Below are 14,885 nucleotides of genomic sequence, written 5' to 3'. Positions count from 1 at the left end.
ACTAAATTTCATTCAGTACGGTGCCATGTAATTCATATTCAAGTGTTTTGTCAGTGTGTGTGTGTTTATCCGAATCTATTCGTATGAGCGTACTGAATGGCTTCTGATCACCCGGACTGAAAATTGCTTCATCATTCTCTGGATTCCATAGGCTGTAAATACTCATGATCGTATCTTCCTCCTTTGGATGAGAAGACTAGTAATTCCCATGCTTGATTATCTTCCAACTCTTCAATTGACTCTAACGCTGATCACCGGGACTAAACACCGCTGCGTCATTCTCTTTGTTCCATTGGCTTCTGATTGTACTCATCATGCACTATCATCTCCTTTGGTGAGAATGTCTTACAGTATTTGTATACCCGGATGGGACAGGTTAAAACATATATTTTAAAAAAAACATGATTATATCCAGAAATCAGTATTTGTATATATCGACGTCATAAATAAGACTTTTTTTACTTTCAAACAGTTGTATGGTTGTTCGCCAATATTTCCAACCTTTATGCATAGTTTTGCAATCAGATTTTATTTCTATAAGACTTGATGAAATAATTCAGCTTTGGGACCTGCGTTTCCCATCAAAAAATCAACAGAAAAAAAACCTGCTACAACACGGAGAAACCGCATTATAACAGGGCTTATAAACTTTAGCGTCCCAGATAGGAATCGAACCTACGACCTACAGCTTAGGAGGCTGTCGCTCTATCCTGCTGAGCTACTGGGACATATATTAAAGTCGACGACTTATTTATTATATTTCTTATAGGCAAACTTTTCAAGCTAATAGCACATACTTATGAAAAAAAATCCTCATGAATGTTTAGTGTGTCGCTAAGTTTTCGTTTTTCCTCTTTTTTTCATTAAATGGAATACTTTATTGATCAGCGGTTTTCTGGTACTATTATACTATAAAAAATTCAGGAGAATGATAGTGAAAAAATATAGAGTGTTAAGGATGGCGGCATTGCTGGGGGTTTTGATTTTACCTGGATGCTCACAAGGGATTTTAGAGGGGATAGGCACAAAGACGGCTGCACCGATTGCGGAAGATGACATTGAAGTGGCCGAAGCGGCTGAGAATGGGACCGGGCAGGATTCGGAGGGGCAAATCGATACGGGAGGCTGGTTAAAGGCCGAGTCCCCGGTCCAGCTTCCGATATTGATGTATCACAGTATTTCTGAAGGGAATGGCCTTCGGGTTCCAAGGGAGGAATTCCGATCACAGATGGCTTGGCTTCGGGAGAATGGTTACTATACATTATCCCCTGAAGAAGCATTCCTCGTTTTAACCGAGAATCGGATGCCAAGTGAGAAGTGCGTCTGGATTACTTTTGATGATGGCTATACAGATAACTACACGGAGGCCTTCCCGATATTAAAAGAACATGATATGAAAGCAACTGTCTTCATGATCGGGAAGTCCATTGATAAAGGTCATCACCTGACTGAAAATCAAATGTTGGAGATGAGCAGGGATGGGATTTCAATTGAAAGCCATACCATCAGCCATTTGGAGCTGAACCGCATGACGGCAGAGCAGCAAGAAGCGGAAATGGTTCAGTCGAAGGTGCTGTTCGACCATATCCTCGACCAGGACACGACAGTGCTTTCCTATCCGGTTGGTCGGTATAACGAAGAGAGTCTCAGGCTGTCAGAAGAAGCTGGATACAAGATGGCAGTCACTACCGAACCTGGGGGAGCTTCAAGCGACCAAGGGATGCATGCTCTGCATCGAGTTCGGATTTCACCAGGGTTATCGATCAATGGGTTTGCGTCGCTGATTGAAAATGCTTCAAAGCATTGAAGGGTGAAGGGGCATTTCGCACTTGTTCAGAAAAATCATATAATAATCGATTCTTACATGGTGTATAATGAAGGCAGTGAAAATTATATACATATGAACGATTTGGTGTCTTAATGACTTAAAAGGGAAGTTGGTGAAATGCCAACGCGGTCCCGCCACTGTATATGGGAGCTGACGGCTGTGTACCACTGTATGAGATATGGGAAGGTGCCGTTGACGATGACCATGAGCCAGGAGACCTGCCAGAATTCGTACACCTGTAACCTACGCGGATGGGAAGGTGTGTGGCAGACCCTAAGAAAGAGTCCGTATTGATATTGTTGCCATGCAAGCATCTTCCGTTTAACGGGAGATGCTTTTGTTTTGGGGGGTATCTTCCAGTATTGGTTTTCTCTGTTAGGTATGAAGAAATTAAATAAAAAGATTGTGGGGAATGAAAATGAAGAAGATTTTTGGTCTGATACTGTTAATGTTGCTTACTGCAGGCATGATGGTAGGCTGCGGTGGTGCTGCTGATGAAGGAAAAGAAAAAGAGCAAACGAACCATGCTCAACACGAGGCTTTCCCGATTACGATTAAAGATGCAAGTGGGGAAAAAGTTACGATAGAAAAAGAACCGAAGAAAATCGTTTCGTTGATACCAAGTAATACGGAAGTGGTCTTTGCACTTGGTTTGGGTAAAAAGGTCGTTGGTGTTTCCGACAATGATAATTACCCGGAAGAGACGAAAGAAATTGAAAAAGTTGGCGGAATGGAAATGAACACGGAGCTGATTGTCTCCATGAAGCCTGACCTTGTTCTTGCGCATGCATCAAGTGCCCATAATTCAAATGAGGGTTTACAGCAGCTTAAGGATGCTGGAATAGATGTGCTCGTAGTCAATGATGCACAAAGCTTTGACCAAGTCTATGAATCTATTGAAATGATTGGAAAGGCAACGGGAGAACATGATAAGGCAAACGAAATCGTTGCGGATATGAAAACGAAGCTCAAGGATATCCAGGAAAAAGCCAAATCCGTAAAGAAAGAGGATAGGAAGACCGTTTTAGTGGAAGTTTCGCCTTCACCGGAAATATACACACCTGGAAAAAATACTTTCATGAATGAGATGCTTCAGATTATTTCAGCGGATAATGCGGCTGCTGAATTGGACGGTTGGGCAAAAATTGATGAAGAGTCGATGATTGCTGCAAATCCTGATGTCATCATTACAACGTATGGTTATTATACGAAAGATGCAGTAAGTGGAGTGAAGGCCCGAAAAGGATGGCAAGACGTAAATGCTGTTAAGAATGGCCAAGTCTTTGATGTCCATTCTGACTTGGTGACCCGTTCCGGTCCACGCTTAATAGAAGGAGTAGAGGAACTTGCCAAAGCAGTCTATCCGAACCAGTTTGACAACTAAATGGGCGTTTGCCTATTTGATTGCGTTGTTGATTTTGTTATTCGCAATGACGATAGGCATTTCCTTTGGTTCGGTGCCAGTTCCGATTCCCGTACTTATACAAATAATCGGCAAGGAGATTTTCCACTTGCCGATTTCTGCCGATCCGGATGTGATGCTTACGAATATCGTGATGAACATCCGCTTGCCGCGGGTGCTGCTCGCTGGTTTGGTTGGGGCATCACTTGCGATCGCGGGTGCGGCTTTTCAAGGACTGCTCCGGAACCCGCTCGCTGATCCTTACACATTAGGTATTTCATCAGGAGCATCGGTCGGCGCCGTATTGACGATATTTTTGAATATATCACTGCCATTCATCGGTTTATATACTCTTCCGGCATTGAGCATCTTATGTTCAGTGCTCACGATGCTCTGCGTACTGACTTTTGCAAAAAAAATGGACCGGTCGATGAAAGTAGAAACGATCATCTTAACGGGAATCATTTTCAGCTCGTTTTTAAGTGCCTTCATTTCATTGATGATTGCGCTGACGGGTGATGAATTAAGACAAATCATCGGCTGGCTGATGGGAAGCGTCTCAATGCGCGGCTGGAATTATATCGTAATCATTTTGCCGTTTTTTATCATTGGCTCGTTGACCTTAATCATGAATACAAAAGAATTGAATGCGATGACTTTCGGGGAAGACCGGGCAAAACACTTAGGTGTGAACGTCAAGCGGCGGAAAATGTGGATCTTGATAGCCGGTTCGACATTGACAGGGGCAGCCGTTGCCGTTTCAGGGGCGATTGGTTTTGTAGGATTGGTCATTCCTCATTTTGTCCGAAAGCTTTGGGGACCTGACCATAAACATTTGCTTCCGTTGTCATTGTTGATAGGAGGCGGATTCTTGATATTGGCCGATTTTGTAGCACGAACGATCATTGCCCCATCGGAACTGCCGATCGGGGTGATCACCTCACTTATCGGGGCACCTGCATTTGCGCTGATTTTATTAAAGAGACGGAGAGAAGGGTAAAAACGGATGCTTGAAGTAAAAGGGTTAACAGGTGGATATCACAACAAAGCTGTTTTGGACTCTGTCTCTTTTGATGTACATAAAGGGGAATTATTCGGGATTCTTGGTCCTAATGGCAGCGGGAAAACGACGCTTTTAAGTATGCTTAGCGGGGTGCTCGATTATAAAGGCGGAAGCGTACGGATAAGCGGCAGGGATTTGAAGGATTATTCGTCAAAACAACTTGCACAGGTCATTGCCGTGCTCCCTCAACATTCCTCATTAGCTTTCTCCTATACAGTAAAAGAGACGGTCTCGCTTGGGCGATATGCCCATCAATCAGGTTGGTTCCATAGTTGGTCCGCAGAAGATGAATCGATTGTCCAGCGGGTGATGGAACAAACGGGAGTAGCTGATTTTCAGGATCTTCATTTTGATCGATTATCAGGAGGGGAAAGGCAGAGGGTCCTGCTGGCACAGGCCCTTGCCCAAGAGCCGGAAATCCTTTTTTTGGATGAACCTACGAACCATTTGGATCTTTCCTATCAAAAAGATCTTCTTGATCTAATGAGGAAAATGGCAAAAGAGCAGAATTTGACCGTTATTTCAATTTTTCATGATTTGAATTTGGCTGGATTATATTGTGATCGGCTTATGCTGCTTGAGAAAGGGCAGATTCAGGTTGTTGATGTGCCGAATGAAGTGCTTCAACAGGAACGGATTCAGGGTGTATATCATACGACGATCGAAAAACATCCGCATCCCGCCCTTCCGAAACCGCAAATGTTCATCGTTCCGGAAAAGCATGGCCAGGATACTATCCCGTTGGAAATTGATGAATCTTATTTGACAGTCGGATTTGAGATGATTCAATTGAAGTCTCCGATCCCGCTTAGAACGATGTCTTCTGGAGTGACTGGTTCTGGGACGGGCTGGCATAAGTATTTTGTGAATAGGCACGTCCATCATGGTTATGATTGCGAGGATCATCATGTTGAAATGGCCGACTATTTAACAGCTCATGGTTTTGAGCCTCAGGAAACGGTAGGGATGATGACAGCTGTCTTTCTCGATACGGTCGCAAGCAAGCTATTAAGAGCTGAAGATTTCTCGGTTTTTATCATTGTGACGGCCGGTGTAGGGAATGCCATCGACGCTTCATTAGCTGACCGGCATTCTTGGAGTTCCGCTCCAGGAACGATAAATACATGGATATTCGTAAATGGGCATTTGGCAGAAGAGGCATATATCCACAGTATAGTGACTGCGACCGAGGCAAAAGTAAAAGCGCTTCATGATTTGCATGTCATGGATAAGGTGACAAATACTTGTGCAACAGGAACATCGACAGACAGCATTTTGATTGCGGCAACTCAAAGAGGGGCAAAGCTTCAATATGCAGGCACCATCACTCCGTTAGGGAAGCTGATCAGTCGCGGTGTATATGATTGTACAGTGGAAGCCTTAACGAATAATCGGAAACGGATTGAGGAATTATGATTTATCATCATCTTTTTGCGGTTACGCTGGCGTTCTTCCTTGATTTATTAATTGGAGATCCGCCAAGTTGGCCGCATCCAGTCAAATGGATAGGAACGATGATTAGCAAGTTGGACCTGGCATTCAATAAAGGGGCATATAAGAAACGGAAAGGGCTCTTCATGTTGATCATCGTCCTATCGGCGGTGTTATTGATTACAGTTCTTACCGTTTATTTGGCTTATCTAATCCATCCGCTTGCAGGTATCCTTTGGGAAGCTGTTGTCATTTCAACAACGATAGCTCAGAAGAGCCTGAAGCAAGCTGGGATGGATGTTTGCCTTCCGCTTAATGAACGGGATTTCCCTGAAGCGAGGGTAAAGCTTTCCTATATCGTCGGCCGTGATACGGCTGATCTTGATGAGCCGGAAATCGTCAGGGGTACCGTGGAAACAGTAGCGGAAAATACCAGTGATGGGATTACAGCGCCATTATTTTGGGCAGCTATCGGCGGTGCGCCGCTCGCGATGGTGTACAGGGCGATTAATACCTGCGATTCCATGGTAGGGTACAAGAATGATAAATATGGGCAATTCGGATGGGCTTCAGCAAAGCTCGATGATATCGTCAACTGGATTCCCAGCCGCCTCACCGGATTCCTGATGTTGCTGAGCTCGAAATCCGGCTATCATGGATTCGGCGCCAGATGGAAGATATTATTCAATGACGCAAAAAAACATCCAAGCCCGAATAGCGGGTGGTGTGAAGCAGGCGTTGCTGCGATTTTGGGAATACAGCTTGGAGGCCGTAATATGTACAAAGGAATTGTTTCCGATCGTGCGAGGATGGGAGTTCCGCTTGTTCGATTGGAGGCAAAACATATACCACAAACGATTACCATCATGCATCGGTCATCTTTTCTATTTCTGCTGATGCTATGGCTAGGGGGACTTATTCTTGACATTACCTTCTCATGGCTCTAATCCTCATTATCTTTATGAAGCGCTGAAAATCGAAATGCCTGAATCGGTTCTCGACTTCAGTGCTAACATCAACCCATTGGGTCCGCCTTTACGCATAAAGCAACAGTGGTCTGGGTTTTTCGAAGGAATCCTTCAATATCCAGATCCGCATGCCATTGAATTGACAAAATCCATTGCAAAAAAAGAAGCACTTCCTGAGCAATCCGTTTTGGTGGGGAACGGTGGTGCTGAAATCATCATGCTGGTAGCGAACGGATTAGCCAATCAAAGGGTGCTGATCATACAGCCGGCATTTGCGGAATATGCTGAAGCTTGTTTGGCAGCAGGTTGTAAGGTCGATTTTCACCAGCTTGATGCTCCTGGGTGGCAATTGGACCTGGAAAGATTGATTCCGCGATTACCCGAATATGATGCCATTTTCTTATGTACGCCTAATAATCCGACGGGAGTTTCATTTAAGCGGGATACAGTTAGGGAATTGATCATTGAATGCCAAAAAGCGGATTGCCTGATTGTCCTGGATGAGGCTTTTTATGATTTCACGGAGGATGCCTTTAGTTATGCTTCTTTAATCAATGCATTTCCACATTTACTCATACTAAGATCAATGACTAAAATCTTTGCGATCCCCGGTTTGAGACTAGGCTATTTGCTTGCGTCACCTGACATCATAAAACGGGTAAGAAATTATAAACCGCATTGGAGTGTCAACCATGTGGCACTTGAAGTAGGGAAAATCTGTCTTGCAGAAGAAGCCTATATGAGAAAAACAAGAGACTATATTGCATGGCAAAAGCAAAAACTATTCCGGTTTTATGAGGAGCAGGGGTTGGATGTCTCCGATAGCACAGTTAATTTTTATTTGGTGAAAGATGAATCTTTATCCCTTTTCCCCTTTTTGCTGAAAAAAGGAATCGTACCGCGCCATACCTATAATTTTCCGGGTTTGGATGGAAGGTGGCTTCGGTTTGCAGTGAAGAGTGAACATGATAACGAAGCACTGATGGAGGGGGTAAGACAGTGGAGAAAGCAAGGCTCTGTTTTATAACCGGGGGTGTCCGTTCTGGAAAAAGCAGCTTCGCGGAAAGAAAAGCCCTGGAGTATGCACTCCAGATGGATGGGAACTTGCATTACCTCGCCTGTGGCCGAGTCAGTGACGCTGAGATGGGTGAACGCATCCTTAGGCACCGGAAAGATAGGGAAAGCAGCCCGATTGCGTGGAAGACCTCCGAATACGCAACGGATATTACAAGAATAGGGGCGGATATTGATCAGGATTCCATAATTCTGCTCGATTGTCTGACAACCCTGCTTGATAACGAACTATTTGGCCCTGGCCTTCCGCTTGAAGAAGAATTCTTAAATAGCGTTTTTTCAAAAATAATAACCGGAATCAATGAGATAAAAAAACAATCCAATTGTTTAATTGTCGTGAGCAATGAATTGGTGCAGGAACCGATTTTCCAGGATGATTTCCTTCATATATACGGAAAAACTCTGGGATTGCTTCATCAAACGATCGTCGGGCTGGCCGATGAAGCCTATCTAGTGGAAGCGGGAATTCCATTGCGGAAGAAAGGGGGCATGCAGGAATGAGCGGAGTGATTGGATTTTTAATTAACCTGCAGTTCTTTACGGTCTTTCCAATAAAGAAGCAGCTTCCGATGGAGAAGAAATATATTCACCGTGCCATTCAAACCTTTCCATTAGTAGGTCTTTTGCTAGGCTTGATATTGGGCGGCGTTTTGTATGCACTTGTGGAATGGACCCCATTGTCATCGCTTTCGATTGCCTTTTTCCTTTGGTTTTTGACCATGGCATTAACGGGAGGCTTGCATCTCGATGGCTGGATCGATGCAAGTGATGCTTTTTTTTCCTATCAGGATAAAGAGCGGCGATTGGAAATCATGAAGGATTCCAGGACAGGTGCCTTCGGTGTCATCTCCGTCATAGTCCTATTGGCCGCACGGTTTCTATTTATCTATGAAATTGTCGAAAGGGTAAATGAATGGACATACTTCTTGATCATTGCCCTTCCGCTCTTAAGCAAATGTGTGATGGGTTATTTACTCATCCGGATGCCGCTCGCTAAAAAAGAGGGGCTAGGTGCTTTTTTTCAAAGTGCAGTGATGAAAAGCAGTTTGCCCATTTATTGGCTGTACCTCCTTTTAAGTCTGGCGTTTGCCTGGATCATTGATTTTAAGCTTGTCCCCTTATTTTTCATCATGTGTCTGGCTGCCGTGTTTTTCCTGGTATATATGAAACGTAAAATCCTCAGTTGGTTCGGTGGGATAACGGGGGATGTACTGGGGGCATCCGTGGAAGGGGTTGAGCTTTGGTTATGGCTGATATTGTGGCTATTACACTACTTCGCCATGGGCTGACAGTAGCGAATGAGCGAAGGGCCTATTTAGGCTGGACGGATTCTCCATTAAGTGCCGAAGGAGAAAAGGAAATATTGGACTTAAGGGGTTCTTACCCACAGTATGAAAAAATTCACAGCAGTGATTTGCCACGCTGTGTGGAAACTGCACGACTTCTGTTTCCAGATGCAGTTCCGCTCAAAAACCCTTCGTTCCGTGAGATGAACTTCGGCAATTGGGAAGGAAAGACGTATCAAGAGTTGAAGACAGATGGAGAGTATCTTAATTGGCTGGAACGTCCCATGGAGGCACTGGTGCCCGGGGGTGAAAGTTATCCGGCATTTTCCGAACGTGTGAATAATGGCTGGAAACAATTGATTGCCTGTAAGGAGAACCGATTTGCCCTAATGACGCATGGAGGGGTAATTCGTGATTTATTGGCCCGCTATGCCCCGCAGGAAAAGTCTTTTTTTGATTGGGGAATTTCCCATGGCAGGGGATATGAGCTCATATGGGAAGACCGGAACAGCTTAAGGAGGGGAGAACGCTGCACTTTGTTACAGGAGGCGCCTATAATGGGAAAACTAAATGGGTAAGGCAATTGTATGGTTTGGAAAATGATGTCCTTTGGTTATCCGGTTATCGACAAGAACAGCCGGAATTGATTGATTTCCAAGGCAAGACTGTTATATTGCAAGGATTGGATGCATGGATTCAACGCGATGCAGAAGAGATGGATTCAGATTCGATTCGAAGAAGATGGAAGGAAATCATGGCTGATTGGCGAATATGGGAGAATGAAAGGGATGAACACCGCTGCATTGTGATAGGTTCTGATATTTCCAAGGGAATAGTCCCGATGGAAGCAAGAGACCGCAGATGGCGTGATGCCTGCGGATGGGTCTATCAAGATGTAGTATCCATATCAAAGCGCGTTGATATCATCTGGTATGGAATTAACCAGCGAATAAAGTAGAGGAGGTAATTGTGATGAAAATCTATACACGTACAGGGGATAAGGGACAAACCAGCGTAATCGGAGGTCGGCTTGACAAGGATGACATCCGTGTTGAATCTTATGGAACGGTGGATGAAGTGAATAGCTATATCGGTCTTGCGGTGACAGAATTGGATCCTGCGATATTTACGGATGTACTGGCCGATCTAGAGAAAATCCAGCATGAGTTATTTGACTGCGGCGGAGATTTGGCAACTGTTTCTGAGAAAGCCCCGCAAAAGCTGACGGATGAGGCCATTACCTATTTGGAAGAACGGATAGATGCCTTCATACTTGAAGCGCCGGAATTGGAAAAGTTTATCCTGCCTGGCGGTTCAAAAGCGGCTGCAACGATTCACATTGCCCGAACCGTGACAAGAAGAGCAGAACGGCTGGTCGTTTCATTGATCAAGTCGGGTGCGGCCGTTTCGCCATTATCACTTCAATATTTAAATCGTTTGTCGGATTACTTCTTTGCTGTTGCACGTGTGATCAATTTCCGTCTTGGTGTAAAAGATGTGGAATATATCCGCAGCGCTAATGTGTTCCGGGGAGGGAAAAGAAAGGAAAAAGAGTAAATATGGATGTAAGAAAAATTAGTGCAATTGCTATATTCGTCGCCTTATCGGCGGTAGGGGCAATGATTAAAATCCCTTCACCGATCGGAAGCATCGCTTTGGATAGTTTTCCGGCCCTTTTGGCGGCTGTCATACTTGGCCCGGTATCGGGGGCTATAGTTGCTGGGCTTGGTCATATCATTTCAGCGTTCATCGGCGGCATGACACTTGGGCCATTCCACTTTTTGATCATGGTCGAAATGGCTGTCCTGACATGGATGTTTAGCATTTTATATATAAACGGGAAAAAAGTAGGCGCATTTTTCCTCTTCTTTATCAGTAATGCCTTCGTTTTGGCCCTGCCTTTCGCATTTCTGATCAGCCCTGGCTTTTACACGTTATTGGTTCCGGGCTTAACGGTGGCGACGGCGGTAAATGTAGTATTGGCAGTCCTTTTATTGCCGCGCTTGGAGCCTGTTTTGAAAAAACTCATTTTTAAAGATGGATTAGCAGAATGAGTGATTCATTGATTTTGCCATTTTCCGAATCAGATTCCCTGATCGTCTCAAGTGACAATAGCGGCGGGATCGGGCTGAAGGAAAAAGATCTTGTCCATGTCCCTTATGAGGTCGTTGGATATTATTCCTTTCGGGTTGCCGTCATGGAATGCCTGGGCGTTGGCGGAAGACCCGTATCCGTCGTACTAAATAATTTCTGCGGTGATGAAGCCTGGGAGGACTTGACCAGGGGTGTCAGGAAGGGGCTGTATGAATTGGGAATGGAGGATCTTCCCATCACTGGCAGCACAGAAAGTAACATGCCGCTTCTTCAGTCGGCACTTGGTCTTATAGTGATTGGTAAACGAGTGAATGAACGTGTTAAAAAGCAACAGCCCTTACGGAAAATCGCTCTGATCGGCAGGCCGCTCGTTGGAGAGGAAGTTATGGAACAGCAAGAATGGGTCGCACCATTATCTTTATATAAAAGCTTATGTGAAATGGTAGGTGTTCAGGCACTTCCAGTCGGCTCAAAAGGGATAGCGTATGAATGGGGACATCTTGATCAAAGTGGTGAAGGTGTTTCTATGCATATAAGGAATAAAGTCGATATTGAAAAATCATCAGGACCATCCACCTGCTTCCTCATTGCCTATCCTGAACAACTGGAGGAAGAAATCAAGCAAAGATCCGGTCCTCTTTTTATTGGCGGTTGATCGATCCAAGACTGAATCAGGCATCGAGTTTAGTTCATAATGAACGGGTTCGATGCTTTTTTCATTGAGATCTTACCTTGATGGATTCCTTTCCTATTTAGAGTGAATGCTTGAATAAGATGTTTTGTTTATTTGGATAGGTGGGCTTGTTGCCCGGTTTTATCATGCCAAAGTAAAAAGAAACCCATTATTGCCTTACTGCTCGCTTCCGTCACTTTAGGGATCATCACAGGTATGGATATTCGGGATGTTGCAGATGCTGTTCAGACAGGGGTAGGTATTACTCTTGGTAATGTTGATCGGAGCTTTGGTGAAGATTCAAAATGGAATGATGGGTTGATTTCATTGGAAAACCAATCATTGCGCCTCATGGTTTCACTCTTTACATTAGGTTGCGCTAGAGGTTTTAATAAAGGGGAGCAAAACCAATTCATGTCCGCTGCCTCCATCATCTAGATTATTGGGGCGGGCGGTGCATTTAAAAATGTATGGCAAGAGCTGGTGAATGAAGCCATTGCAAGTCAGTCTAGAGGCATCCTTTGATTTGTTGGGCTAGCTCGTTACAGCCATGATAAAATCTGCTGTCCTGGTGTTATAGTAAATTGCCGGTCCAATACTCCATCACATGTGAATGGAGCAGATTTTGGATGGTCAGCAGTCGCACATACGATAAAGACTTGAACGGTTATGGAAATGACTATATCAGTCGTTTCACTTATCCTAATCTTACTATTGAATTCAATTGTTTAAGAGAAAGGAGCGGATGTATATATGAAGCATTCAGGTTATATGATGGGGATCGATATTGGCACGACGAGTACGAAAGTTGTTCTTTTTTCAAAAGGGGGGGAAGTTGTCCAATCTTGTTCAAGGGGATATCCTCTGCACAGTCCAACTCCTTCCGTTGCGGAACAAGATCCCGAAGTAATTTATAAAGCGGTCATCATTGCTATAGGCGAGGTCATGATTGCAAGCGGAATAGAAAAGCAAGAACTGGGATTGATATCGTTCAGTTCGGCGATGCATAGCTTGATCGCCATGGGTAAGGACGGCAACCCGCTGACGAATAGCATTACATGGGCGGATAATCGAAGTGTTGCCTATGCGAGGAAACTGAAGGCTTCGGAACAGGGGATGCAATTGTATCACAGGACCGGAACGCCTGTTCACCCGATGTCCCCAATCACGAAAGTAATGTGGTTAAAAAATGAGCACCCCGGAATTTTTAACGAAACGGACAAATTTATAGGAATTAAAGAATACATCATCTATAAATTTTTCAATGAGTATGTAATGGATTATTCACTCGCTTCTGCAACGGGCATGTTCAACATGAATGACCTGAATTGGGATGAAGAGGCACTCACCATTGCTGGAATTGGGGCTGATAAGCTGCCGATGCTTGTCCCTACAACGCATATCCTCTCAGGTTTAAGTGAGGAATTAGCTTCAAAAATGAACATTCATGCTGGTACACCGTTTGTGATTGGAGCGAGTGATGGCGTGCTTGCCAACTTAGGTCAAAACGCAATCAAGCCAGGCGTTCTGGCAGTGACAATCGGAACGAGCGGTGCGGTAAGAACCGTCAGTGACAGGCCGCTTACCGATCCCAAAGGCCGGACATTCTGCTATGCCCTTACTGAGAATCATTGGGTAATCGGCGGACCGGTCAACAATGGGGGAATCACCTTCCGATGGGCACGTGATCAATTGGGCCGTGTGGAAATCGAAAAAGCAAAGGCTTCGGGACAGGACTCCTATGAGATTCTGACGGATATGGCTTCTAATATTGCACCTGGTTCTGATGGGTTGATATTCCATCCGTATATGGCAGGGGAACGGGCACCATTATGGAGTGCCGATGCAAGGGGCTCCTTCTTTGGACTGGCGCTTCATCACACTCGTGACCATATGGTCCGGGCAGTACTGGAGGGTGTAATGTACAACTTGTACAGTGTCCTTATAGCCGTAAAGGAATTGACTGGTGCTCCCGAGAAGATTCATGCAAGCGGCGGATTTGTCCGTTCGAAGCTCTGGCGCCAAATCATGGCTGATATATTCAATCAAAACGTGACAATTCCAGAAAGCTTTGAGAGTTCGAGCTTAGGTGCCGCCGTTCTTGGATTATATGCTTTAGGCGAAATCGAAAGCCTTGATGAGGTTGAGGGTATGGTTGGTGAAACGAATGAACTTGTCCCGATCGAAGAGAACGTCAAAGTGTATGAAGAATTGATGTCAATTTATTTATCCGTAAGCAGGCAATTGGAAGGCGACTACAAGAGGATAGCGGATTTCCAAAGACGCCATTTAGAATGACTCTTAGGATGAATGAGCACTGAGCTTCAATTTGTCGAAAAGAGAGCGGACTTCAGAACACGACTGGAACTTTTTTTAATAAAAACTGAGGAAAACAGGCTTTTCCTCGAATTTGTCTATAGTCTAAAAGCACAAATGCATAAGCACTGTGCTTTTCTTTTTGCCTGGTAATTAAAATGGTAAGATGGAATAAAACGATAAGGGGAATTTCTTATGGGAGCCAGTAAAACGAATGCAATGCGAATTCTTGATAACAAACGTATAGAGTATGGCATGGTGAGTTATGATGCCCGCGATGGAAAAATTGATGGGATCACTGTTGCGGACAAGATTGGAAAAGCGCCAGAAACCGTTTTTAAAACGCTTGTCACCCATAACGGACCCCAGCAGCTTTACGTATTTGTCATTCCTGTAGCCACCGAACTAGACTTGAAAAAAGCAGCGAAGGCCGCAGGTGCAAAAAAAATTGAAATGCTTGCGGTTAAAGATCTGCAAAAATACACAGGGTACATTCGGGGAGGCTGTTCCCCGATCGGAATGAAAAAACAATACCCGACCTTTATCGATGAAAGTGCAGCAAACCTGACTGAAATCATCGTAAGTGGAGGGAAAATCGGTACACAGATCGTTTTAAAACCGTCAGAATTCCTGGAAGTCACACAAGCGGAATCTGCAGCCCTAATAAAATAAATTGTTTATCTTTAGGTATTCACCTATTAGGCACTTTTTTCATACGCTGTCTTGAATATCACATCTTTATTGTGAGGG

17 protein-coding genes, 1 tRNA gene, 1 pseudogene and 1 riboswitch are annotated in these 14,885 nt (G+C 44.5%); of the genes and pseudogenes, 17 read left to right on the top strand and 2 right to left on the bottom strand.

All coding sequences use genetic code 11. The features are described 5' to 3' along the window. Position 1: 1 nt before the first annotated feature. Together AC3WLU_RS04380 and AC3WLU_RS04375 are read right to left on the bottom strand one after the other, a co-directional pair. Entirely contained in the window at positions 2-166 is a 165-nt protein-coding gene (locus tag AC3WLU_RS04380; RefSeq protein ID WP_156319600.1) for a hypothetical protein, read from the bottom strand. A gap of 488 nt (positions 167-654) precedes the next feature. Then, positions 655-728, bottom strand: a tRNA-Arg gene (locus AC3WLU_RS04375). A 230-nt stretch (positions 729-958) separates the two neighbouring features. Between AC3WLU_RS04375 and AC3WLU_RS04370 the strand changes: the two genes are divergently transcribed. The 17 genes and pseudogenes from AC3WLU_RS04370 (at position 959) to ybaK (ending at position 14,807) form a co-directional block, all read left to right on the top strand. Then, the gene (locus AC3WLU_RS04370; protein WP_413003240.1) at positions 959-1,807 is read left to right on the top strand and encodes a polysaccharide deacetylase family protein; all 849 of its coding nucleotides are present in this window, start codon (positions 959-961) and stop codon (positions 1,805-1,807) included. 86 nt (positions 1,808-1,893) lie between these two features. Next, positions 1,894-2,068: riboswitch (cobalamin riboswitch) on the top strand. Positions 2,069-2,246: 178 nt separating this feature from the next. Beyond that, positions 2,247-3,212, top strand: a complete 966-nt coding sequence (locus AC3WLU_RS04365; protein ID WP_492596868.1) for an ABC transporter substrate-binding protein — start codon at positions 2,247-2,249, stop codon at positions 3,210-3,212. Next, complete coding sequence (locus tag AC3WLU_RS04360) at positions 3,175-4,230, top strand: FecCD family ABC transporter permease (protein ID WP_413003233.1); 1,056 nt, start codon at positions 3,175-3,177, stop codon at positions 4,228-4,230. Before AC3WLU_RS04365 ends, AC3WLU_RS04360 begins: the two co-directional genes overlap by 38 nt. Positions 4,231-4,236: 6 nt before the next feature. Beyond that, positions 4,237-4,986, top strand: a pseudogene (locus AC3WLU_RS04355) (heme ABC transporter ATP-binding protein); the annotation flags it as partial. Between the two features lie 6 nt (positions 4,987-4,992). Further along, the gene (locus tag AC3WLU_RS04350) at positions 4,993-5,709 is read left to right on the top strand and encodes an adenosylcobinamide amidohydrolase (RefSeq protein ID WP_427603087.1); all 717 of its coding nucleotides are present in this window, start codon (positions 4,993-4,995) and stop codon (positions 5,707-5,709) included. Next, on the top strand, positions 5,706-6,671 hold the full coding sequence (gene cbiB, locus AC3WLU_RS04345) for an adenosylcobinamide-phosphate synthase CbiB (RefSeq protein WP_492596867.1): 966 nt from the start codon (positions 5,706-5,708) through the stop codon (positions 6,669-6,671). Before AC3WLU_RS04350 ends, cbiB begins: the two co-directional genes overlap by 4 nt. Further along, a complete protein-coding gene (gene cobD / locus AC3WLU_RS04340; protein ID WP_492596866.1) occupies positions 6,646-7,719 on the top strand; it encodes a threonine-phosphate decarboxylase CobD in 1,074 nt (357 codons plus the stop codon). The genes cbiB and cobD overlap by 26 nt, the downstream gene beginning before the upstream one ends. Beyond that, positions 7,692-8,267 (top strand): bifunctional adenosylcobinamide kinase/adenosylcobinamide-phosphate guanylyltransferase, encoded by a 576-nt coding sequence (locus tag AC3WLU_RS04335; protein ID WP_057278223.1) that lies wholly within the window; start codon positions 7,692-7,694, stop codon positions 8,265-8,267. Before cobD ends, AC3WLU_RS04335 begins: the two co-directional genes overlap by 28 nt. After that, on the top strand, positions 8,264-9,055 hold the full coding sequence (cobS, locus tag AC3WLU_RS04330; RefSeq protein ID WP_492596865.1) for an adenosylcobinamide-GDP ribazoletransferase: 792 nt from the start codon (positions 8,264-8,266) through the stop codon (positions 9,053-9,055). Before AC3WLU_RS04335 ends, cobS begins: the two co-directional genes overlap by 4 nt. Continuing rightward, on the top strand, positions 9,013-9,630 hold the full coding sequence (locus tag AC3WLU_RS04325; RefSeq protein ID WP_492596864.1) for a histidine phosphatase family protein: 618 nt from the start codon (positions 9,013-9,015) through the stop codon (positions 9,628-9,630). Before cobS ends, AC3WLU_RS04325 begins: the two co-directional genes overlap by 43 nt. Beyond that, complete coding sequence (locus AC3WLU_RS04320) at positions 9,546-10,010, top strand: bifunctional adenosylcobinamide kinase/adenosylcobinamide-phosphate guanylyltransferase (RefSeq protein WP_492596863.1); 465 nt, start codon at positions 9,546-9,548, stop codon at positions 10,008-10,010. Before AC3WLU_RS04325 ends, AC3WLU_RS04320 begins: the two co-directional genes overlap by 85 nt. 14 nt (positions 10,011-10,024) lie before the next feature. Continuing rightward, positions 10,025-10,609 carry a cob(I)yrinic acid a,c-diamide adenosyltransferase gene (locus tag AC3WLU_RS04315; protein WP_098864429.1) on the top strand — a complete coding sequence of 195 codons (585 nt, stop codon included), beginning with the start codon at positions 10,025-10,027 and terminating at the stop codon, positions 10,607-10,609. A 2-nt stretch (positions 10,610-10,611) separates the two neighbouring features. Then, positions 10,612-11,106, top strand: a complete 495-nt coding sequence (locus tag AC3WLU_RS04310; protein WP_413007747.1) for an ECF transporter S component — start codon at positions 10,612-10,614, stop codon at positions 11,104-11,106. Continuing rightward, the gene (locus AC3WLU_RS04305; protein WP_492596862.1) at positions 11,103-11,801 is read left to right on the top strand and encodes an ATP-binding protein; all 699 of its coding nucleotides are present in this window, start codon (positions 11,103-11,105) and stop codon (positions 11,799-11,801) included. The genes AC3WLU_RS04310 and AC3WLU_RS04305 overlap by 4 nt, the downstream gene beginning before the upstream one ends. A gap of 132 nt (positions 11,802-11,933) precedes the next feature. Continuing rightward, entirely contained in the window at positions 11,934-12,257 is a 324-nt protein-coding gene (locus AC3WLU_RS04300) for a GntT/GntP/DsdX family permease (RefSeq protein ID WP_492596861.1), read from the top strand. A gap of 315 nt (positions 12,258-12,572) precedes the next feature. Beyond that, positions 12,573-14,117 carry a gluconokinase gene (gene gntK, locus AC3WLU_RS04295; RefSeq protein ID WP_492596860.1) on the top strand — a complete coding sequence of 515 codons (1,545 nt, stop codon included), beginning with the start codon at positions 12,573-12,575 and terminating at the stop codon, positions 14,115-14,117. A gap of 213 nt (positions 14,118-14,330) precedes the next feature. Further along, on the top strand, positions 14,331-14,807 hold the full coding sequence (gene ybaK / locus AC3WLU_RS04290) for a Cys-tRNA(Pro) deacylase (protein ID WP_264639919.1): 477 nt from the start codon (positions 14,331-14,333) through the stop codon (positions 14,805-14,807). Positions 14,808-14,885: the final 78 nt, after the last annotated feature.

Source organism: Peribacillus sp. FW305-BF15 (genome assembly GCF_058783805.1).
Note: the sequence above shows the minus strand (reverse complement) of the source record. Positions and strands in the feature narration are given on the sequence as shown.